The organism is Brachybacterium alimentarium, assembly GCF_002332425.1.
GTDB classification, from domain to species: Bacteria; Actinomycetota; Actinomycetes; order Actinomycetales; family Dermabacteraceae; genus Brachybacterium; species Brachybacterium alimentarium.
Genome location: NZ_NRGS01000017.1, coordinates 119,727 through 137,210, shown reverse-complemented (window position 1 = coordinate 137,210; position 17,484 = coordinate 119,727). Strand labels below are relative to the sequence as shown.

At 70.6% G+C, this 17,484-nt stretch carries 13 protein-coding genes; 10 read left to right on the top strand and 3 right to left on the bottom strand.

Annotated features, from left to right (window positions below):
* The first annotated feature begins 52 nt into the window (after window positions 1-52).
* From CIK71_RS18040 to CIK71_RS10775, 3 genes are all read left to right on the top strand, one after another.
* Entirely contained in the window at window positions 53-1,258 is a 1,206-nt protein-coding gene (locus CIK71_RS18040; RefSeq protein ID WP_245857488.1) for a hypothetical protein, read from the top strand.
* Complete coding sequence (locus CIK71_RS10780; RefSeq protein ID WP_096165673.1) at window positions 1,255-2,343, top strand: DUF8094 domain-containing protein; 1,089 nt, start codon at window positions 1,255-1,257, stop codon at window positions 2,341-2,343. Before CIK71_RS18040 ends, CIK71_RS10780 begins: the two co-directional genes overlap by 4 nt.
* 92 nt (window positions 2,344-2,435) lie before the next feature.
* Window positions 2,436-3,329, top strand: coding sequence for a co-chaperone YbbN (locus CIK71_RS10775; RefSeq protein WP_096165672.1), 894 nt, complete (start codon window positions 2,436-2,438; stop codon window positions 3,327-3,329).
* A 270-nt stretch (window positions 3,330-3,599) separates the two neighbouring features.
* On the opposite strand, the gene glgB is transcribed toward CIK71_RS10775, so the two are convergent.
* The 3 genes from glgB to glgX all read right to left on the bottom strand — a co-directional run bounded on the left by glgB (window position 3,600) and on the right by glgX (window position 10,203).
* Window positions 3,600-5,804, bottom strand: coding sequence for a 1,4-alpha-glucan branching protein GlgB (glgB, locus tag CIK71_RS10770; protein WP_096165671.1), 2,205 nt, complete (start codon window positions 5,802-5,804; stop codon window positions 3,600-3,602).
* Between the two features lies 1 nt (window position 5,805).
* Window positions 5,806-7,776 carry an alpha-1,4-glucan--maltose-1-phosphate maltosyltransferase gene (locus CIK71_RS10765; protein WP_245857485.1) on the bottom strand — a complete coding sequence of 657 codons (1,971 nt, stop codon included), beginning with the start codon at window positions 7,774-7,776 and terminating at the stop codon, window positions 5,806-5,808.
* Between the two features lie 183 nt (window positions 7,777-7,959).
* Window positions 7,960-10,203, bottom strand: coding sequence for a glycogen debranching protein GlgX (glgX, locus tag CIK71_RS10760; protein WP_096165669.1), 2,244 nt, complete (start codon window positions 10,201-10,203; stop codon window positions 7,960-7,962).
* Window positions 10,204-10,742: 539 nt separating this feature from the next.
* Here glgX and CIK71_RS10755 point away from each other — a divergent pair.
* The 7 genes from CIK71_RS10755 to CIK71_RS10725 are packed head-to-tail and all read left to right on the top strand — an operon-like array spanning window position 10,743 to window position 17,358.
* The gene (locus CIK71_RS10755) at window positions 10,743-11,723 is read left to right on the top strand and encodes an AAA family ATPase (protein WP_096165732.1); all 981 of its coding nucleotides are present in this window, start codon (window positions 10,743-10,745) and stop codon (window positions 11,721-11,723) included.
* A 37-nt stretch (window positions 11,724-11,760) separates the two neighbouring features.
* On the top strand, window positions 11,761-12,657 hold the full coding sequence (locus tag CIK71_RS10750; RefSeq protein ID WP_096165668.1) for a DUF58 domain-containing protein: 897 nt from the start codon (window positions 11,761-11,763) through the stop codon (window positions 12,655-12,657).
* On the top strand, window positions 12,644-13,156 hold the full coding sequence (locus CIK71_RS10745) for a hypothetical protein (protein ID WP_096165667.1): 513 nt from the start codon (window positions 12,644-12,646) through the stop codon (window positions 13,154-13,156). The genes CIK71_RS10750 and CIK71_RS10745 overlap by 14 nt, the downstream gene beginning before the upstream one ends.
* Window positions 13,147-14,169 (top strand): vWA domain-containing protein, encoded by a 1,023-nt coding sequence (locus tag CIK71_RS10740; protein WP_096165666.1) that lies wholly within the window; start codon window positions 13,147-13,149, stop codon window positions 14,167-14,169. The genes CIK71_RS10745 and CIK71_RS10740 overlap by 10 nt, the downstream gene beginning before the upstream one ends.
* Window positions 14,166-15,164 (top strand): vWA domain-containing protein, encoded by a 999-nt coding sequence (locus CIK71_RS10735; RefSeq protein ID WP_158541977.1) that lies wholly within the window; start codon window positions 14,166-14,168, stop codon window positions 15,162-15,164. The genes CIK71_RS10740 and CIK71_RS10735 overlap by 4 nt, the downstream gene beginning before the upstream one ends.
* Window positions 15,161-16,114, top strand: a complete 954-nt coding sequence (locus CIK71_RS10730; protein ID WP_096165665.1) for an ICP22 family protein — start codon at window positions 15,161-15,163, stop codon at window positions 16,112-16,114. Before CIK71_RS10735 ends, CIK71_RS10730 begins: the two co-directional genes overlap by 4 nt.
* Window positions 16,108-17,358: a cysteine desulfurase family protein gene (locus tag CIK71_RS10725; RefSeq protein WP_096165664.1), complete on the top strand. Its 1,251-nt coding sequence runs from the start codon at window positions 16,108-16,110 to the stop codon at window positions 17,356-17,358. Before CIK71_RS10730 ends, CIK71_RS10725 begins: the two co-directional genes overlap by 7 nt.
* The last annotated feature ends 126 nt before the right edge of the window (window positions 17,359-17,484 follow it).

Here is a 17,484-nt window from a genome sequence, read left to right as displayed (position 1 = left end):
ACGGTCCGCCGCCTTGGCCCCCTCGGGCCGCCTTCTAGGAGCACAACCCATCGTGAAACGACTCCTCGCCGTCCTCCTGGTCCTGCTGGGCCTGATCGGGCTGGCGCTGGGCCGCCTCGGAGAGACCACCTGGGCCCCCGCCACCGAGACCACCGCCTCCGTCGAGCTCAGCGATCCGGGCCCCGCCGTCGTGATCGATCCGGGCGTGCTCTACGTGGGAGGCATGGAGGGCGAGGTGACCATCGAGGGGGAATCGGACGTCTCCGTCATCACCGCGGACAACTCCGACATCGAGGCCTACCTGGAGGACACCGCCTACACCCGCATCACCGGGGCGAGCGACTGGAGCACCCTCAGCACCGAGGCCGTGCATCCCGACGGGGAGACGGAGATCAGCAGCCCCACGGACTCCGATCTGTGGCGCACCGTGGACACGAGCGCCTCGCCGTACACCCTTGAGGTCGCCGACTTCGCCGCGCAGGAACACGGCGAGAACAAGCAGGCCTACCGTTCGATCCTCGTGGTCACCGACGGCAGCGCCCCGGGCGCCGACTCGATCTCCATCACCTGGCCGGTCGAGGCCGAGAACGAATGGGTCCCCTTCGCCTACGCCGGCGGCGCCGCGATCGCCGTGATCGGTCTGGTGCTGCTCGTGGTCTCGATCGGCGGACGTCGCCGTGACGAGGAAGAGCTGGACGAGATCGGCGGCGAGGACGTCGCGACCGACGGCGTCGACGAGACCGACGCACCGTTCGCCGGCGGGGCGACGGCCCCGGCCGCCGCAGGAGCGGGCGCCATGGCCGCTCCGGAGGCCGATGACGACGTCTCGGCCGACGAGGCGAGCGTGACGAGCGCGGAGACCACCGACGTGCTCCCTCCGGTGGACGAGTCCCGGACGCACGCCCCGACGGACGACACCGAGGTCCTCTCCGCAGTGGGCCGCGCCGAGGAGCGTCCGACGGACCACGCTGGGGACCGTTCGACGGACCACGCCGAGGACCGTCCGACGGACCGCACCGAGACGCTCGCCCCGGTCGACGACACCGAGGTCCTCGCCCCCGTGGACGGCGACACCGACGCCTGGGGGTTCGGCCGGGCCGATGACGCTCCCGCGCACACGCTCGGAGGCGACAACGGCACCGCTGAGTCCTCCGATGCCTCCGACGGGCCCGATGGCTCCGACGGGTCCGACGCCTCCGACGGCTTCGGTGCGTCCGATGCGTCCGAAGAGCTCCCCGGCAGCGAGGACCCGCGATGACCCGCCCGACCCTGCGCCGCCCCGCGCGGAAGGACACGCTCATGACCGCTCGACCCGTCGCCCGCCGCGGCTTCTTCCTCGGTGCGGGCTCCCTGCTCGCCACCGGTGCCCTCGCCGCGTGCTCCTCCGAGCCCGAGGCCCCGCCGGCACCGCCCAAGGGTCCCGAGCCGGCCGAGCCCACGCCCGTGAACACGCACGAGCAGTTCGAGACCTGCGTGAGCGAGGTCAATGCCGCCGTGGTCGCCGCGGACAAGAAAATGGACGCCAAGAAGCTCGCGCCGCGCGTCTCCGGGTCCGCCGCGGACTTCCGCAAGGCCGCCTACGCGATGATCGAGGAGGCCGAGGAGTGGAAGGACTTCCTCACCACGCCCAGCGACACGCTGATCGTCCCCATGACGACCGTCAGCGCGGAGTTCCCGCGGGTGGCGATCGCGCTGGTCGAGGACTCCGCGAAGGAGGGCGTGCCGTTCTTCATGGCGCTCCAGCAGGCCGACGCGAAGTCCCCCTACTCCGCCTGGGGCTGGGCTCAGCAGGCTGCCGGCATCGAGATGCCGAGCGTGCCCAACGAGCTGGTCGGCTCCGAGGCGGTCGCGGCGGATGCCGATGACCTCCTGCTCACTCCGGACAAGGCGCTCGCGCTGTACGCCAAGGTGCTCTCGGACGGCAAGGACGCGGACGCCGACGACCTGCTCGGCGAGGACCCGTTCATGACGGAGCGCCACAAGCAGATCCAGACCGAGCGCACCGAGCTGAACACGGGCGTCGAGAAGGACGAGGCGGCGACCGTGAAGGAGACCTACGCGGTCAAGGAGGAGGAGTTCGCAGGCCTGCGCACCGATGACGGCGGCGCGATCGTCATGGGCACTCTGCTGTCCTCCCGCACGGTGTCCATCAAGGACCGCGCGACCATGCGGTACGGGGAGGACAATCCCTACACCAAGGTGATCGGCAAGCGGGAGTTCACCAAGGAGTACATCCGGAAGTTCGGCACCCACGTGGCGCTGTACATCCCCTCCAAGGACGCCGGCGGCACGATCCAGCCGATCGCCGCGACGCTCACCACCCTGGGTGCCGAGGGCTCGTGAGGCCCTGAGGGCCGACCCGCAGGAGCTGGGAGCGCAGAGCGGCTGCACTCCTTAGACTGTCGGAGTCCCGAACTCGTCGAAGGAGCACTTCCGTGACCGATCCGTACGGCATCATCGACCTCGCCGAGCTGAAGCAGCCCGCCGGTGGGTCCCCGAGCACCAGCGGCACCCCGTCCGCGCATGAGGTGGCGGTGACCGAGCAGGGGCTCGAGCAGCTCGTCGCCGATTCGCAGCAGATCCCCACGCTGCTGCTGGTCACCAGCGCCCGGGTCCCCGAGGGCGAGCAGTTCCTCAGCTCGCTGCGGCGTGGGGTCGACGCGAAGAACGGCGCTCTGCGCCTCGCGGTGGTCGATGCCGACACCCAGCAGCGCGTCGCCGGCGCCCTGAGGGTCCAGCAGCTGCCCACCCTGCTGCTCCTGATCCTCGGCCAGGTTCAGCCCATCGTGCAGTCCGTGCTGCCCGACGAAGAGGTCGACAATCTCCTGACGCAGGTGATCGACCTCGCCACGCAGCAGGGGCTGGACACCACTGCCGCCGGGGAGAGCGAGCAGCAGGCCCCGCCCGAGGAGCCCCTGCCCCCGCTCATCGCGGAGGCTTACGAGGCGATCGAGAAGGGTGACCTCGAGGCAGCTGTCGTGGCCTACGAGAAGCAGCTGAACGATTCCCCGGCCGACGCCGAGGCCAAGGCGGGCCTGGCGACCGTGTCGCTCATGCAGCGCACCCAGGGCATCGACGCGAACACAGTGCGCGAGGATGCCGCGCAGCGGCCGCAGGATCTCGACGCCCAGCTCCTGGTCGCCGATCTCGACATGCTCGGCGGCCACGTCGAGGATGCCTTCACCCGTCTGCTCGACCGCCTCCGGGGCGCCGACGCGGAGACGAAGGCGCAGCTCCGTGACCGTCTGCTCCAGCTGTTCGAGGTGGCCGGTCCCGCCGATCCGCGCGTGCCCGCCGCCCGCAAGCGCCTGGCGAACCTGCTCTACTGATCTCGCCTGCCTGATCGTGCAGTGCCGATCTCGCGTACCTGATCGTGCAGTGCTGACGGCGGGCGGCCGTCCGGGTGGAGATCCGCTCTGCTGACAGGCCAGCGGACCGGGGATGCCCCCGGCCCGCTCTTGATGCCGTGTCCGTGCCACCCGAGCCGCGCTACCTGCGCTGCGGTGTCCGAGCCGCGGTACCTGCGCTGCGGTGCCCGAGCTGCGGTGCCCGTGCCGTCTATGCGGTCGCGCGGTGTCCGGGCCGGTGAGGCGTCGAACTCAGCTCTCGCGCAGTCGCGCCGGCACGAGGACCACCGCGCCGAGCGGCGGCACCGTCAGTCGCACCGAATGACCACGACCGTGCAGCGGCAGCTCCTCGGCATGGACCCGTCCCAGGTTGCCGAGCCCGCTGCCGCCGTAGACCGGAGCGTCGGAGTTCAGCACCTCGAGCCAATCGCCGCCCTCGGGCAGCGGGATCCGGTAGTCGTGCCACGGCTGCGGCGAGAAGTTCAAGACCACCACCACCGGATCGCCGGCGCGGTCGCGCCGCACGAAGCTGATCGTGTTGTGCTCGGCGTCGTCCCCGATCAGCCACTCGAACCCGGCGGGGTCCTGATCGCCCTCGTACAGCGCGGGCAGCTCGGCCTGGAGGGCGTTGAGGTCCTTGACCAGCTGCTGGGTCCCGCGGTGCAGCGGGTACTCCAGCAGCCACCAGGGCAGGCCCGCCTGCTCCGACCACTCGGTGCCCTGGGCGAATTCGCTGCCCATGAACAGCAGCTGCTTGCCCGGGTGGGTCCACTGCAGGGCGAGGTAGGTGCGCAGCGAAGCGGCCTGCTGCCAGTCGTCGCCGGGCGCCTTGCGCAGCAGCGACCCCTTGCCGTGGACCACCTCGTCGTGGCTGATGGGGAGCACGAAGTTCTCGGAGTACTGGTAGACCATCGAGAAGGTCAGGTCGCCATGGTGGTATTGGCGGTTGATCGGATCCTGGCCGAGATACTCCAGGGTGTCGTGCATCCAGCCCATGTTCCATTTGAAGCCGAAGCCCAGGCCGTCGGCATCGGTGGGGCGGGTGACGCCGGGGAACGAGGTGGACTCCTCGGCGATCATCATGATGCCCGGGGCCCGCTTGTAGGCGGTCGCGGTGGTCTCCTGCAGGAAGGCGATGCTCTCGAGGTCCTCGCGCCCGCCATGGCGGTTCGGGATCCACTGCGCCTCCTCGCGCGAGTAGTCGAGGTAGAGCATGGAGGCGACGGCATCCACCCGCAGGCCGTCGACGTGGAACTCCTCGAGCCAGTAGCTGGCGTTGGCGACCAGGAAGTTGCGCACCTCGTGACGACCCGTGTCGAACACGAGCGTCCCCCAGTCGGGGTGCTCGCCGCGACGCGGATCGGCATGCTCGTACAGAGCGGTGCCGTCGAAGCGGGCCAGCGCCCAGTCATCCTTGGGGAAATGGGCCGGCACCCAGTCCAGGATCACCCCGATGTTCGCGGCGTGCAGCGCATCGATCAGATGGCGCAGCTCGTCGGGGGAGCCCAGGCGGGACGTCGGCGCGTAGTAGCCGGTGACCTGGTATCCCCAGGAGCCGCCGAAGGGATGCTCGGCCAGGGGCATGAACTCCACATGGGTGAAGCCGAGGTCGGTGACGTAGTCGACCAGTTCGGTGGCCAGCTCGAGATAGGTGAGGCCGGGCCGCCAGCTGGACAGGTGCAGCTCGTAGATCGACATCCGGGACGAGACGGGATCCTGTGCGGCGCGCTGGGCGAGCCAGTGCTCGTCGGTCCATTCGAACTCGCTGGTGGTGACGACGGAGCCGGTCGCCGGGGGCACCTCGGCCCGTCGTGCCATCGGATCGGCCTTGTCGCGCCAGGTGCCGTCGGCCCCGAGGATCCGGTACTTGTAGACCTCGCCGTCCCCGATCCCGGGCACGAAGATCTCCCACACCCCGGAGGCGCCCAGGGAGCGCAGCGCGTGGCTGCGACCGTCCCAGCCGTTGAAGGCGCCGATCACCTGCACGGCGCGGGCGTTGGGAGCCCATACCGCGAAGGACGTCCCCTCGACGTCGTCCAGCGTGCGCACATGCGCACCGAGCGCCCTCCACAGCTCCTCGTGGCGGCCCTCGCGGATCAGGTGGAGATCGAACTCGCCGACGGTGGGCTCGAAGCGGTACGGCTCCTCGAGCTCGACCGGCTCGGCGCCCTCCTCCCAGGTGACGCGGAGGCGATAGGACTCCAGCCGTGGCTCGTCGAGCGCGAGCGCCCAGATCCCGTCGTACTCGTGGGCGAGCGGATGGGCGCTCTCGTCGGGCAGCACCAGCTCGACGGCGCGGGCGAGGGGCTTGAGGGTGCGCACGGTGGTGGTGCCCTCGTACTCGTGCGCCCCCAGGACCGAGTGGGGGTCGTGGTAGCTGCCGGTGGCGGTGGCGCCGAGCTCGTGCACGCCCAGGGGCATCACCGCAGGGGCGGCGGGATCGATGTGGTCAGCCATGTCAGCTCTCCTCGGGGTGGATGATCCGCAGGACGTGCGCGGGCCGGTCGGCGGCGCTGAGGATGACGTAGGGATTCTTGTCCCAGGTGTAGCGCTCACCGCTCAGGAGGTCCTCGACCTCGAAGGTCGTGCCCACACCGAGAGCGTCGAGGTCCAGGTGCAAGGTGGTGGCGGCGTCACGGTCGTGCGCGGTCACCGAGGCCACCAGGATCGTGTCCGGGGAGCCGGTGCCGCTGGCCTCGGCGTCGAGGTGCTTGGAGAAGACCAGCACCTGCTCGTCCTCGGCCTCGTGGAAGCGGATCGCGGTGAGCGACTGCAGCGCGGGATGCTCCCGCCGGATGCGGTTGAGGTCCGTGAGCAGGGGCTCGAGGCTCTTCCCGGAGACGAGCGCACCGGCGAAGTCGCGGGGCTTGTACTCGTACTTCTCGTTGTCGATCTGTTCCTGGGCCCCGGGCCGCGGGACGTCCTCCACCAGTTCATAGCCGGTGTAGATGCCCCAGGTGGGCACCAGGGTCGCGGCGAGGATGGCGCGCAGCGCGAACGCCTGGCGGCCGCCGCTGGTCATGAACGGGGTGAGGATGTCATGCGTGGTGGGCCAGAAGCTGGGCCGCATGTACGGCGCGGACTCGACCAGCTCCTCGAGATACTCGCGCAGTTCCTTCGCGCTCTCGCGCCAGGTGAAGTAGGTGTAGCTCTGGTGGTAGCCGACCTTGCCGAGCGTGTGCATCATCGTGGGCCGGGTGAACGCCTCGGCCAGGAAGATCACCTCGGGATGCTTCCGGTCGAACTCCGCCAGCAGCTCCTCCCAGAACCGCACCGGCTTGGTGTGCGGGTTGTCGACGCGGAACAGTGTCACGCCGTGGGCGACCCAGTGCTCGAGCACGTCCCGCACCGCCGCGTACAGCCCGTCGTAGTCGGTGTCGAAGCTGAGGGGATAGATGTCCTGATACTTCTTGGGCGGATTCTCCGCGTAGGCGATCGTGCCGTCCGCACGCACGGTGAACCATTCCGGATGCTCGTGCACCCAGGGATGGTCCGGGGAGCACTGCAGGGCGATGTCGAGCGCGACCTCGAGGTCCAGCTCCTTCGCGCGGGCGACGAAGGCGTCGAAGTCCTCGAGAGTCCCGAGGTCGGGATGGATCGCATCGTGGCCGCCGTCGGCCGAGCCGATCGCGTAGGGGGAGCCGGGATCCTCGGGCCGCGGGTCCAGGGAGTTGTTGCGTCCCTTGCGGAAGGTCGTCCCGATCGGATGGATGGGCGTGAGGTAGGCGACGTCGAAGCCCATCCGGGCGATCCGGTCCAGGGAAGTCGCCGCAGTGCGCAGGGTCCCTGAGGTCCATCCGGTCGAGGGATCGAAATGGGCGCCCTCGGAGCGCGGGAAGAACTCGTACCAGGAGCCGTACAGCGCACGACGGCGATGCACGATCAGCTCGTACGGACCGGAGACGGTGACCCCTTCGCGCAGCGGACGCTCCGTGAGCAGTCCGCGCAGATCCGCCGCGAGCGCCGGGGCGACCCGGGCGGCGGCGGGAAGGTCGGAGGAGCGCAGGCTCTCCAACGCGGTGGTGACGACGGGGCCGTCGGAGGCGGGACGGTCGCCCTCGGCGATCTCCGTGAGCACCCGGTGCAGCACCAGCACGCCCTCGGCGCACACCAGGTCGACGTCGATGCCGACGGGGACCTTCACCTCGGCGGCGTGGGCCCAGGTGTCGTACGGCGCGGAATAGGCCTCGATCCGGAACGACCAGTGCCCGGTGGTCTCGGGCCGGACGGCGGCCTCCCAGAGGTCCAGCCCCGGGTTCGTGGAGACCATCGGCACGCGTTCCTCGCGGCCCTCGGGATCCACGAGGACGACCTGCACGCCCATCGCGTCGTGGCCCTCGCGGAAGGCGTTCGCGGTGATCCTCACCGTCTCCCCGTCGACGCAGGAGGCCGGGAAGCGACCGCCGTCGACCACTGGCTGGACACCCATGATCGGGATGCGCCCCACTCCGCCGTCCAGCCCGGCGGGCTCAGACGCCGCCGCAGGGGATGACGCGGAAGCAGACGCGGACGACAAAGAGGCCGATGCGGGAACCTCGCGGTGTTCGGTGGTCTCGGACATGACCTCTCCTGCCTGGCGGCTCGGCGCCTGCGACGTTCGCGGTGACGGTCCTCACGATAGCCGTTCGGGAGACTCCACCGGGCCGTCGGCTGCGATCCCGAGGACGACCACGCTGCCGGCGGGCACGAGCACCGTCCGCTCCGTGAGCGGGGAGGCCGGCAGATCGTCCTGACGCTCGAGCGACGTGTCCAGCAGCACCCGGGCGATGCCCTGCGGCCAGGGGGAGCCGGGCAGGCGCACCGCAGTGTCCTCCGAGGCGGCGGAGAGGATCACCAGGAGGTGGTCGGCGTCCGTGCGTCCGCGCGGGGCGGGGCGCAGCATCGCCAGCAGGTGCCGGGACGGATCCATCCAGTCCTCGTGGCTCAGGCCCTCCCCGTCGGCCCCGAACCAGGCGACCTGATCGGGTGCCAGCTGCTCGACGTCCGCCGGTCGCAGGAAGTGGCGTGTGCGCAGCTGGAGGTGCTTCCCGCGCAGGGTGAGGATCCTGGTGACGGTCTCGCGCAGCGCGCGGCCCCGGGGCGTCGGGGACCAGTCGATCCAGGAGATCTCGTTGTCCTGGCAGTAGGCGTTGTTGTTGCCCCGCTGGGTGCGGCCGAACTCGTCGCCGGCCGTGAGCATCGGCGTGCCCGAGGCGAGCAGCAGGGTCGCCAGCAGACTGCGCGCCGTGCGCGTGCGCAGCTCCAGGATGCGGGCGGAGTCCTCCGCACGCGGGTCGACCTCGCCCTCGTGGCCGTGGTTCCAGGAGCGGTTGTCGTCGGTGCCGTCCCGGCCGCCCTCGCCATTGGCGTCGTTGCGCTTGCACTCGTAGGTGGTGAGGTCGCGCAGCGTGAAGCCGTCATGGGCGGTGAGATAGTTGATCGAGGCCCAGGGGGCGCGCAGGCTGCGGCCTGCGGGAAGGCAGGGCGGGTCCTGCGCCGTGAGCAGATCGCTGGACCCGGCCAGTCGGGTGGCGAGATCGCGGATGCCGCCGAGGGACTCGTCGCCGGTGCGGGCGCGGACGGCCTGGTCGGAGAGCCAGAACGCCCGCACCTGGTCGCGGAAGGCGTCGTTCCACTCCGCGAAGGGCGGCGGGAAGCTCCCGGTCTGCCAGCCGCCGGTGCCCAGGTCCCAGGGCTCGGCGATGAGCTTCACCCCGCGCAGCACCGGATCGGTGGCGATCGCTCGCAGCAGAGGATGGTCGGCGCGGAAGCCCCGGTCATCGCGGCCCAGCGTCGCTGCGAGGTCGAAGCGGAAGCCGTCCACGTGCAGCTCCTGCACCCAGTAGCGCAGCGAGCCGAGGATCAGGTCCATCACGTGCACCGAGCGGGGGTCGAGGGTGCCACCGGTGCCGGTCATGTCCCGGAAGGCGCCGCTGTCGGTCCAGTAGTACTCGAGGTTCTCCAGTCCCCGCAGGGACAGCGAGGGGCCATCCGCGCCACCCTCCGCGGTGTGGTTGTAGACCACGTCGAGGATCACCTCGAGCCCGGCCGCGTGCAGCGCGCGGATCATGGTCTTCACCTCGTCGAGCACCGCCTGCGCTCCGGCGGCCTGCGCGGCGGCCGTGGCGAGGGAGGGCTCCGGGGCGAAGAACGACATCGTCGAATAGCCCCAGTAGTTCGTCATGCCCTGCCGGGTGAGATGCGGTTCGTCCATCGCGGCATGGATCGGCAGCAGCTCCACACCGGTCACGCCGAGGTCGCGCAGATAGCTGGTGACGGCAGGATGGCCGAGACCCGCATAGGTGCCGCGCTGCTCGGCCGGCAGCGCGGGATGCTGGGCGGTGAAGCCCTTGACGTGCAGCTCGTAGAGCACGGAGGCATCCCACTCGAGGATCGGTCGGAGATCCTCCTGCCAGTCGAAGGCGTCCGAGACGACCACCGACCACACGGCGTCCTCGCCGTTGTCGGCCTCGGCGCGCCGGGTGCGCTCCTCGACCCGGTCGAGCATCGCATCGACGTCGAAGGGGAAGAACGAGCTCAGCAGCGGCGAGGAGTGCGAGATGCCGCGGCCCCACGGGTCCTGGAGCAGGCGCTGCGGGTTCGCGAACTGTCCGGCACCGGGATCCCAGGGTCCGTGCACCCGCAGTCCGTACCGGGTGCCCGGCACCATCGAGGTGACCTGGTCCCAGTGCAGACCGCCGTCGACATGGCGCAGCCGTTGCCGGTGCTCGGTGGCGCCGTGCCGGATGCACAGGTCGACCGCCTCGGCGCGCGGCGCGGCGACGGCGAACGTGCCCCGGCCCAGCTCGTCCACGACGAGGCCTGGGGAGGTCGGAGGGACCGGGGGAGCGGCACGATCGGGAGGGTCTGCTGGCACGCCCGCATTCTTGCACCGAGCGGGGACGATCCCACCCTGACCGGCCCCGTACCGTTAGGATCGTCGCGGTGCCGTCACGCCCCTCGACGAGGGGCCGACAGGCGCCGCACAGTCATAGGACCGGTCACGGCCGCCGGCCGCCGCAGGGCACGGGCCGGGCGGAGAGATCGGGCCGCGAGCCTGCTCGCAAGGACAGCACGAGTCGAACGCACGACGGGGAGCAGCAGCGCATGAGCATTCCAGCCAGCCAGCCCGGCCACCAGGGCGGGCAGAGCCAGCCGCACGGGCAGGGCCAGCTGAGCCCGCAGCACCAGCAGCGACCGCAGCATCCCCAGCACCAGGAGCACCAGCCGGGCGGCCGCAGGGCCCCGGGACACGGCGCTCCGGACGCCGTTGCTCAGGGCCCGGCCACCCAGGGTCCGGTCACCCAGGGCCCCGTCGCCCAGGGCGCTGTGCCCCAGGGCGGCGTGCCCCAGGGCACTGCCGCGCAGGGTGCGGCGCCCCGTCGCTCCGGGGATTTCGCCCCGTCGTCGGCCGCGATCCCGCCGGCGGACCTCGAGCGCACCGGATCCATCATCGGCACCATCTCCCAGGTGTTCCAGTCCCGGGTGGTGGGCCAGGAGAACCTGCGCCTCACCCTGGTGGCGGCGCTCGCCGCGGGCGGCCACGTGCTGCTGGAATCCGTGCCGGGGCTCGCCAAGACCACCGCTGCGAGCGCGCTGGCCTCCTCGATCACCGGTTCCTTCGCACGCATCCAGTGCACCCCGGACCTCATGCCGAACGACATCATCGGCACCCAGATCTTCAACTACGGCTCGAGCACCTTCACCACCCAGCTGGGCCCGGTGCACGCCAACGTGGTGCTGCTGGACGAGATCAACCGCTCCAGCGCCAAGACGCAGTCGGCGATGCTCGAGGCGATGCAGGAGCGCCAGACCTCCATCGGCGGCGAGGTGTACCGCCTGCCCGATCCGTTCATGGTGCTCGCCACCCAGAACCCGATCGAGGAGGAGGGCACGTACGTCCTCCCCGAGGCGCAGATGGACCGCTTCCTCATGAAGGAGATCCTCACGTACCCCCGTCCCGGCGAGGAGCACGAGATCCTCGACCGCTCCACATCGGGCAGCCTCACCGGGCCGCGCGAGGCCGTGGGCACCGTGGACCTCGAGGACGTCCGCTTCCTGCAGGAGATGGTGGACGCGGTCTACGTCGACCCTGCCGTCAAGCGCTACATCATCGATCTGGTGTTCACCACCCGCGGTTCGGGGCCCCGCCCGGTCCCGAATCTCACCCAGTCCGTGCGCGTCGGCGCCAGCCCGCGAGGGTCCCTGGCGCTGATGCGGGTGGGACAGGCGCATGCGCTGCTCCACGGGCGCGACTACGTCACCCCCGATGACGTGCGGGCGATGCGCTATGGCGTGCTGCGGCACCGCCTCGTGCTCACCTTCGACGCCCTGGCCGGCGGCATCAAGCCCGAACAGATCATCGACGCGGTGTTCCACGCCGTGCCGATGCCCTGAGCGGCCCGAGCACGGCGCGAAGGACCGGAGACACCCCATGGCGACCTCGTTGCTGACCCGGGTCAAGGCCCAGGTCGATCTGCACACCTCGAACCGAGCGCGCGGCCTCATCCAGGGCCGCGGCCGCTCGCTGTTCAAGGGCAGCGGCGAGGACTTCGACGATCTGAAGTACTACCAGCCCGGCGACAGGATCTCCGAGATCGACTGGAAGGCGACCGCCCGTTCCGGCGAGCCGCTGATCCGGCGGTTCAACGAGGAGCGGGTGCGGCACCTCTCGGTCGTCGCCGACACCTCCTCGGCCATGGCCGCGACCGCTGCGGACGGCACGTCCAAGCGGGAAGCGATGATCCTCGCGGCGGGGATGATCTGCTTCCTCGCCCAGAAGAACGGCGACCTCGTGGGCCTGGTGGGCGGCCACGAGGGCCACCCGATCCAGCTGCCCTCACGCTCAAGCGACGGTCATCTCGAGCTGCTCCTGCGCAGCGTCCAGCAGGCCGCCACGCCGGCGGCCCCCGCGACGGACACCTCCTGGCTGCTCGAGCGCGCCTTCCGCGTCACCTCGCGCTCCACGCTGATGACGATCATCACCGATGAGGCGCATCCCGTGGTCGAGGACTACACCTTGCTGAGGCGCCTGACGACACGGCACGACGTGATGGTCATCCGCATCGCCGACGCCGACCCGCTGCAGCGCACGGAGCTGGACCACGAGGTGATCGACGTGGACCGTCCCCGCGAGATCGCCTCGCTGTCCCGCTCCTCGAAGCGCGTCGCCCAGGATGTCGAGGCGTACCGCCGCGCTCGCCGCGAGGGCATCACCGAGATGCTCGATCGTCTGCACGTGACCCACATGATCACCGAGGGCGAGACCACCGTGGTCGAGGACATGATCGCCATGCTGAGGTCGAGGGAGTACCGCCATGCCCGCGTCTGAGCTGCTCACCGGCGCCGGCGCGCTCCTGGCCGACCCCTCGCCGAAGGACATCATCGCCCCGCCCCAGTACTCGGTGGCATGGGTGATCCTGGCAGTGCTGTGCCTGCTGGTCATCACCGCACTGATCGTCGCCACCCTGAAGATCACCCGGGCGATCGAGAAGCGTGTCGCCTACCGGCGCCGCCCCACCGACGTGGACACCCTGAAGGCCGAGTTCCTGCGAGCCGTCAACGACATCGCCGACCGCCATGACGCGGGGGAGCTGGAGGCCCGCCCCGGCCATCACGAGCTCACCGCCGTGATGCGCCGCTTCGTGCGCCGCACCACCGGCCACGACGTGACCAGCCAGGACACCGGCACCCTGACCGCGGATCCGCGCACCCGTGACGTCGGCGAGCTGATCGCGGCACTGTACGAGCCCGACTTCGCGCTGTCCACGGACGCCGAGCTGCGGGACTCCGTGCGCCGCGCCCGGGAGGTGATCCGACGATGGTCATGACCTTCTGGTGGGTCACCCTGCTGCTCCTGCTGGCCGCGCTCGCCGTCTGGGGCATCACGTTCTGGAACCGCCGGGCGATGCGCAAGGCGCCGGTGCTGGTGGCCAACTCCCAGTACCTCGACCGCATCCCCAGCTTCGTGCGCGCCCAGCGGGTCGCCAAGGTGCTGCGGGTGCTGCAGATCGGGATCGCCGTGATCGCCGTGGTCTCCGCCTCCGTGCTCTCGGGCCGGATCGCGACCGAGCGGATCGAGACCCCGGAGTTCTCCTCGCGGGACATCGTGCTGTGCCTGGATGTCTCCGGCTCGATGTACGAGTACGACACCGAGATCCTCTCGACCTTCGCCGAGATGGTCGACTCCTTCGACGGGGAGCGGGTGGCCCTGACGATCTTCAACTCGACCAGTCGCACCGTGTTCCCGCTGACCAACGACTACGACCTGATCCAGCGCCAGCTCGAGGAGGGCGCCGAGGCGATCGACTTCGACGAGTTCGGGTACCGGCTCGGCAACCGCGACTATCCCGAGGACAAGGTGCGCAGCTACGTCGACTTCGTCGAGGGCACGCGCGGGATCCCGGACCAGGCCTCCGTGGTGCCCGACGGCCTGGCCTCCTGCGGGCAGGTCTTCGACCAGGCGGACACCGAGCGCTCCCGCTCGATCATCTTCGCCACCGACAACGAGGTCAACGGAGAGCCGATCTTCACCTTGGACGAGGCCGCCGACGCCGTCGCTGCGCGGGACATCGACCTGTACACCTTCTATCCCGGCGCGTACGACTGCGGCCCCGAGTGCCTCGAGGAGCTGCGCTCCGCGACCGAGGGTCATGACGGCTCCCTGTACGAGTCCTCGGACCCGCGGGCGATCCCGTCGATCATCGACCAGATCCAGAAGTCCCAGGCCCAGGCGATGGGGGCCGAACCCACCGTGGTGCGCACCGACCATCCGACGTTCGGGTTCGTGCTCACGTTCCTGTCCCTGATCGGCATCCTGGTGCTGGGCTGGAGGGCACGATGATCCGCCTGGAGCCCCTGATGCCGCTGTGGGCGACGATCCCCCTGTTCACGGCGATGCTCGCGCTGTGCGCGGTGCTGCTGATCCGGCGGCCGCGCCAGCGGATCGCGTGGCTGCGTCGCCTGCTGATGGTGGTTCTGCTGCTCGCCGTCGCCCTGCGCCCGGTGACCCCGCTGGACAGCGAGCAGACCCAGAGGATGAACGCGAACGTGTTCTTCGTGGTGGACCGCACCGGCTCGATGAACGCCGAGGACTATGCCGACGGCCAGCCGCGCCTGGAGGGCGTGAAGGCGGACATGACCCGGATCATGGGGATGACCGAGGGGTCGCGCTACTCGATCCTCGCCTTCGACTCCTCCGCCACGCAGCAGCTGCCGCTGACCACGGATGCCGGGGCCGCCCGCTCCTGGATCGACACCCTCACCACGGAGCCGACGGCCTACTCCCAGGGCTCGAACGTCGACCGCCCGCTGGAGTCGCTGATGGGACAGCTCGCAGCGACCCGGAAGGAGGACCCGGACTCGCAGATCCTGGTCTATCTCCTCACCGACGGCGAGAACACCGATGATCGGGACTCGGAATCGTTCAGCCCCATCGCCGGCTACACCGACGGCGGCGGCGTGCTCGGCTACGGCACCGCCGAGGGCGGACCGATGAAGGTCGAGGGCGGCGACGCCGACGGCGAGTACATCACCGACTCCAGCGGGGCGAAGGGCATCTCGAAGATCGACGAGGAGCAGCTGCAGGCCATCGCCGACCAGATGGGCGTGCCCTATCTCCATCGGGAGGACCCCGAGGCGGAGATCGAGGGCACCATGGAGGGGATCACGCTGCGCCCGGTCCCGATGGAGTCCGCGCGGGACGTGGCCAGCTTCGAGGACTGGTACTGGGTCGCCTCGATCCCGCTCGCCGCACTCCTGATCTGGGAGCTCGGCGCGATGACCTATCGGCTTCCTCGGCGGCTGGATCGGGACGACGTCACAGGAGCGCAGCGATGAGTGCACCCACGGCCCCCGGGCCCGATCCCTCCGCCCCGAGCGCTCCCAGCCCGTCGCCGGCGACGAGCCCGATGCCGCCCGCGCTCGAGCAGGACACCTCCGGCAGCCCGAAGGACTTCGGGCTGAACGTGCGCCGGCTGCGACGCACCCGGATCATCGTGTTCGTGGTGCTCGCGCTGCCGATCCTGGCGCTCGCGCTGCTCGCCGTGAAGTTCGTGTCCATGCCGATCACGCAGGCCGGTCACCGCTCCGCCTACGACAGCGGTGACTATCCGGCGGCGATCGAACGGCTGGCGCCCGTGGAGCTCGCAAACTGGTTCGAGCCCTACCTGCCGCATCTGTCCAAGGGCACGGCCCTGCTGCAGCAGGGGGAGAACGAGGCGGCGGAGGAGGAGCTGCGCATCGCGATGGACGAGTGGGACGAGCACAGCGACCTCAACTCCCCGTTGCACGCGCAGTGCAAGATCGCCAACAACCTCGCGATCTCCATCGAGCGACAGGCCGACGAGATCGAGGACGCGCAGAAGCGCGCCGATCGCCTCCACGAGGCCGAGGAGCTGCTGGCGGTCTGCGGCGGCGGTGGCGGCGGCGGCGAGGGAGAAGGCGAAGGCGGCTCCGGCGGCGGCGAGGAGGGCACCGGCAACGAGGACTCCGAGACCACCGAGAAGAACGGAGAGCGTGTCGAGGAGAAGCGCCGCGAGGCCGACGAGGAGGCCGGCAACGACCCTGCGGACCGCGATCAGGAGGGCGAGGGCAGCCCTCCGCCCGCCGGTGATCCCACCCGTGAGGACCCCGAGGGCGATGGCCCCGACGAGGAGGCCCCCACGGACGGCTCGGACGACCAGCAGAAGAAGGACGACGAGCTGGAGGAGCGCAACAAGGGCGCGCAGGGCGGCGAGGGCGACGACGAGCCCGGCGACACCGACCAGGATCCGAACAAGCCATGGTGAACAACGTCGGCGCCGAGCGCGCCTATCTCGACCATGCGGCGACCACCCTGCTGCGTCCCGCGGCCCGGGAAGCCCTTCTCGAGGCCTCGGCGACTCCGGGCAACCCGTCCTCGACCCATGCCACGGGACGCCGCGCCCGAGCCGTGCTCGACGACGCCCTGGAGTCGATCTCCGAGCAGCTCGGAGTGCCTCGCAGCTGGCTGATCATGACATCCGGAGGGACCGAGGCGGACAACCTCGCGATCCGCGGCGCGGCCACCGGGATCCTCGCCGCGGATCCCTCCCGCACCGCCGTCGCGGTGGCGGCCACCGATCACCCGGCCGTGGTCGCCACGGCGCGGTCGCTCGCACCCGCTCTCGAGGCCCGGATGCTGCCGGTCGATGGCCAGGGGATGCTGCGGTCCGAGGGCGTCGAGGCCGCCCTGGCCGACGGTGCCGTAGGGCTGCTCAGCGCAGCCCTGGTCAACAACGAGACCGGCGCGATGCAGGATCCGGCGGCCCTGGCTGCGCAGGCCCGTCCCCACGGCACCATCGTGCACACCGATGCGGTCCAGGCCCTGGGACACGGTGCCGCCCTGGGACACGGTGCTGACCTGGGGCACGGTGCTGCCCTGGGGCACGGCTCCGCTGGGGCGTTCCCCTTCTGGTCGTGGGACGACGTGGACCTCATGACGCTGTCCGGGCACAAGATCGGAGCCCCCGTGGGGGTCGGGGCACTGGTCGCCAAGCCCGACGTGCCCTTCGGGCCCGTGAGCACGGGCGGCGGTCAGCAGCGCGAAGTGCGCTCGGGAACGCTGGACCTCGCCCTCGCCGCAGCCTTCGCCGCCGCGCTGCGCGAGACCCTGTCCGATCGCGACCAGGAGATCAGACGGCTGCGCGCCCTCGCCGAGCGGCTGCGTCGCGGGATCCACGAGATCGACCCCACGGCCCGATTCACCCTCGCCGAGGACACCCCGCGCTCGGCGCACATCGTGCACGTCGTGTTCCCCGGCGCGCACTCCGACTCCCTGCTGTTCCTGCTCGATGAGCGCGGGATCGACGCGTCGGCCGGCTCCGCCTGCTCCGCCGGCGTCACCCAGGCCAGCCCCGTGCTGGCCGCGATGGGCATCGACGACGCCACCGCCCGGGGCGCACTGCGCCTTTCCCTGGGCTGGACCAGCACCGACCACGACGTCGACCTCCTGCTGCGCGCCCTGCCGGACACGCTGGAGAAGGCTCGGGCCGTCGGCGCGCTCCTGGGCTGACGCACCGGTCCGCTCGCGCCCTGCCCCCGGCACCGGGCCCCGGCGTCGGGCCGGTTGTTACCGGGGCGCATCTCACGTTCGGGCCACCTGCCCGGGACCATGCGCGACCGTAGACTTCTCGGGTGC

Bases quoted from the DNA above. Each gene is read 5' to 3' on its own strand.
- CIK71_RS10780 (WP_096165673.1), top strand. From the start codon at position 1,255: ATGACCCGCCCGACCCTGCGCCGCCCCGCGCGGAAGGACACGCTCATG.
- glgB (WP_096165671.1), bottom strand. From the start codon at position 5,804: ATGGCTGACCACATCGATCCCGCCGCCCCTGCGGTGATGCCCCTGGGC.
- CIK71_RS10765 (WP_245857485.1), bottom strand. From the start codon at position 7,776: ATGGGTGTCCAGCCAGTGGTCGACGGCGGTCGCTTCCCGGCCTCCTGC.
- CIK71_RS10750 (WP_096165668.1), top strand. From the start codon at position 11,761: ATGGCGACCTCGTTGCTGACCCGGGTCAAGGCCCAGGTCGATCTGCAC.
- CIK71_RS10745 (WP_096165667.1), top strand. From the start codon at position 12,644: ATGCCCGCGTCTGAGCTGCTCACCGGCGCCGGCGCGCTCCTGGCCGAC.
- CIK71_RS10740 (WP_096165666.1), top strand. From the start codon at position 13,147: ATGGTCATGACCTTCTGGTGGGTCACCCTGCTGCTCCTGCTGGCCGCG.
- CIK71_RS10735 (WP_158541977.1), top strand. From the start codon at position 14,166: ATGATCCGCCTGGAGCCCCTGATGCCGCTGTGGGCGACGATCCCCCTG.
- CIK71_RS10730 (WP_096165665.1), top strand. From the start codon at position 15,161: ATGAGTGCACCCACGGCCCCCGGGCCCGATCCCTCCGCCCCGAGCGCT.
- CIK71_RS10725 (WP_096165664.1), top strand. From the start codon at position 16,108: ATGGTGAACAACGTCGGCGCCGAGCGCGCCTATCTCGACCATGCGGCG.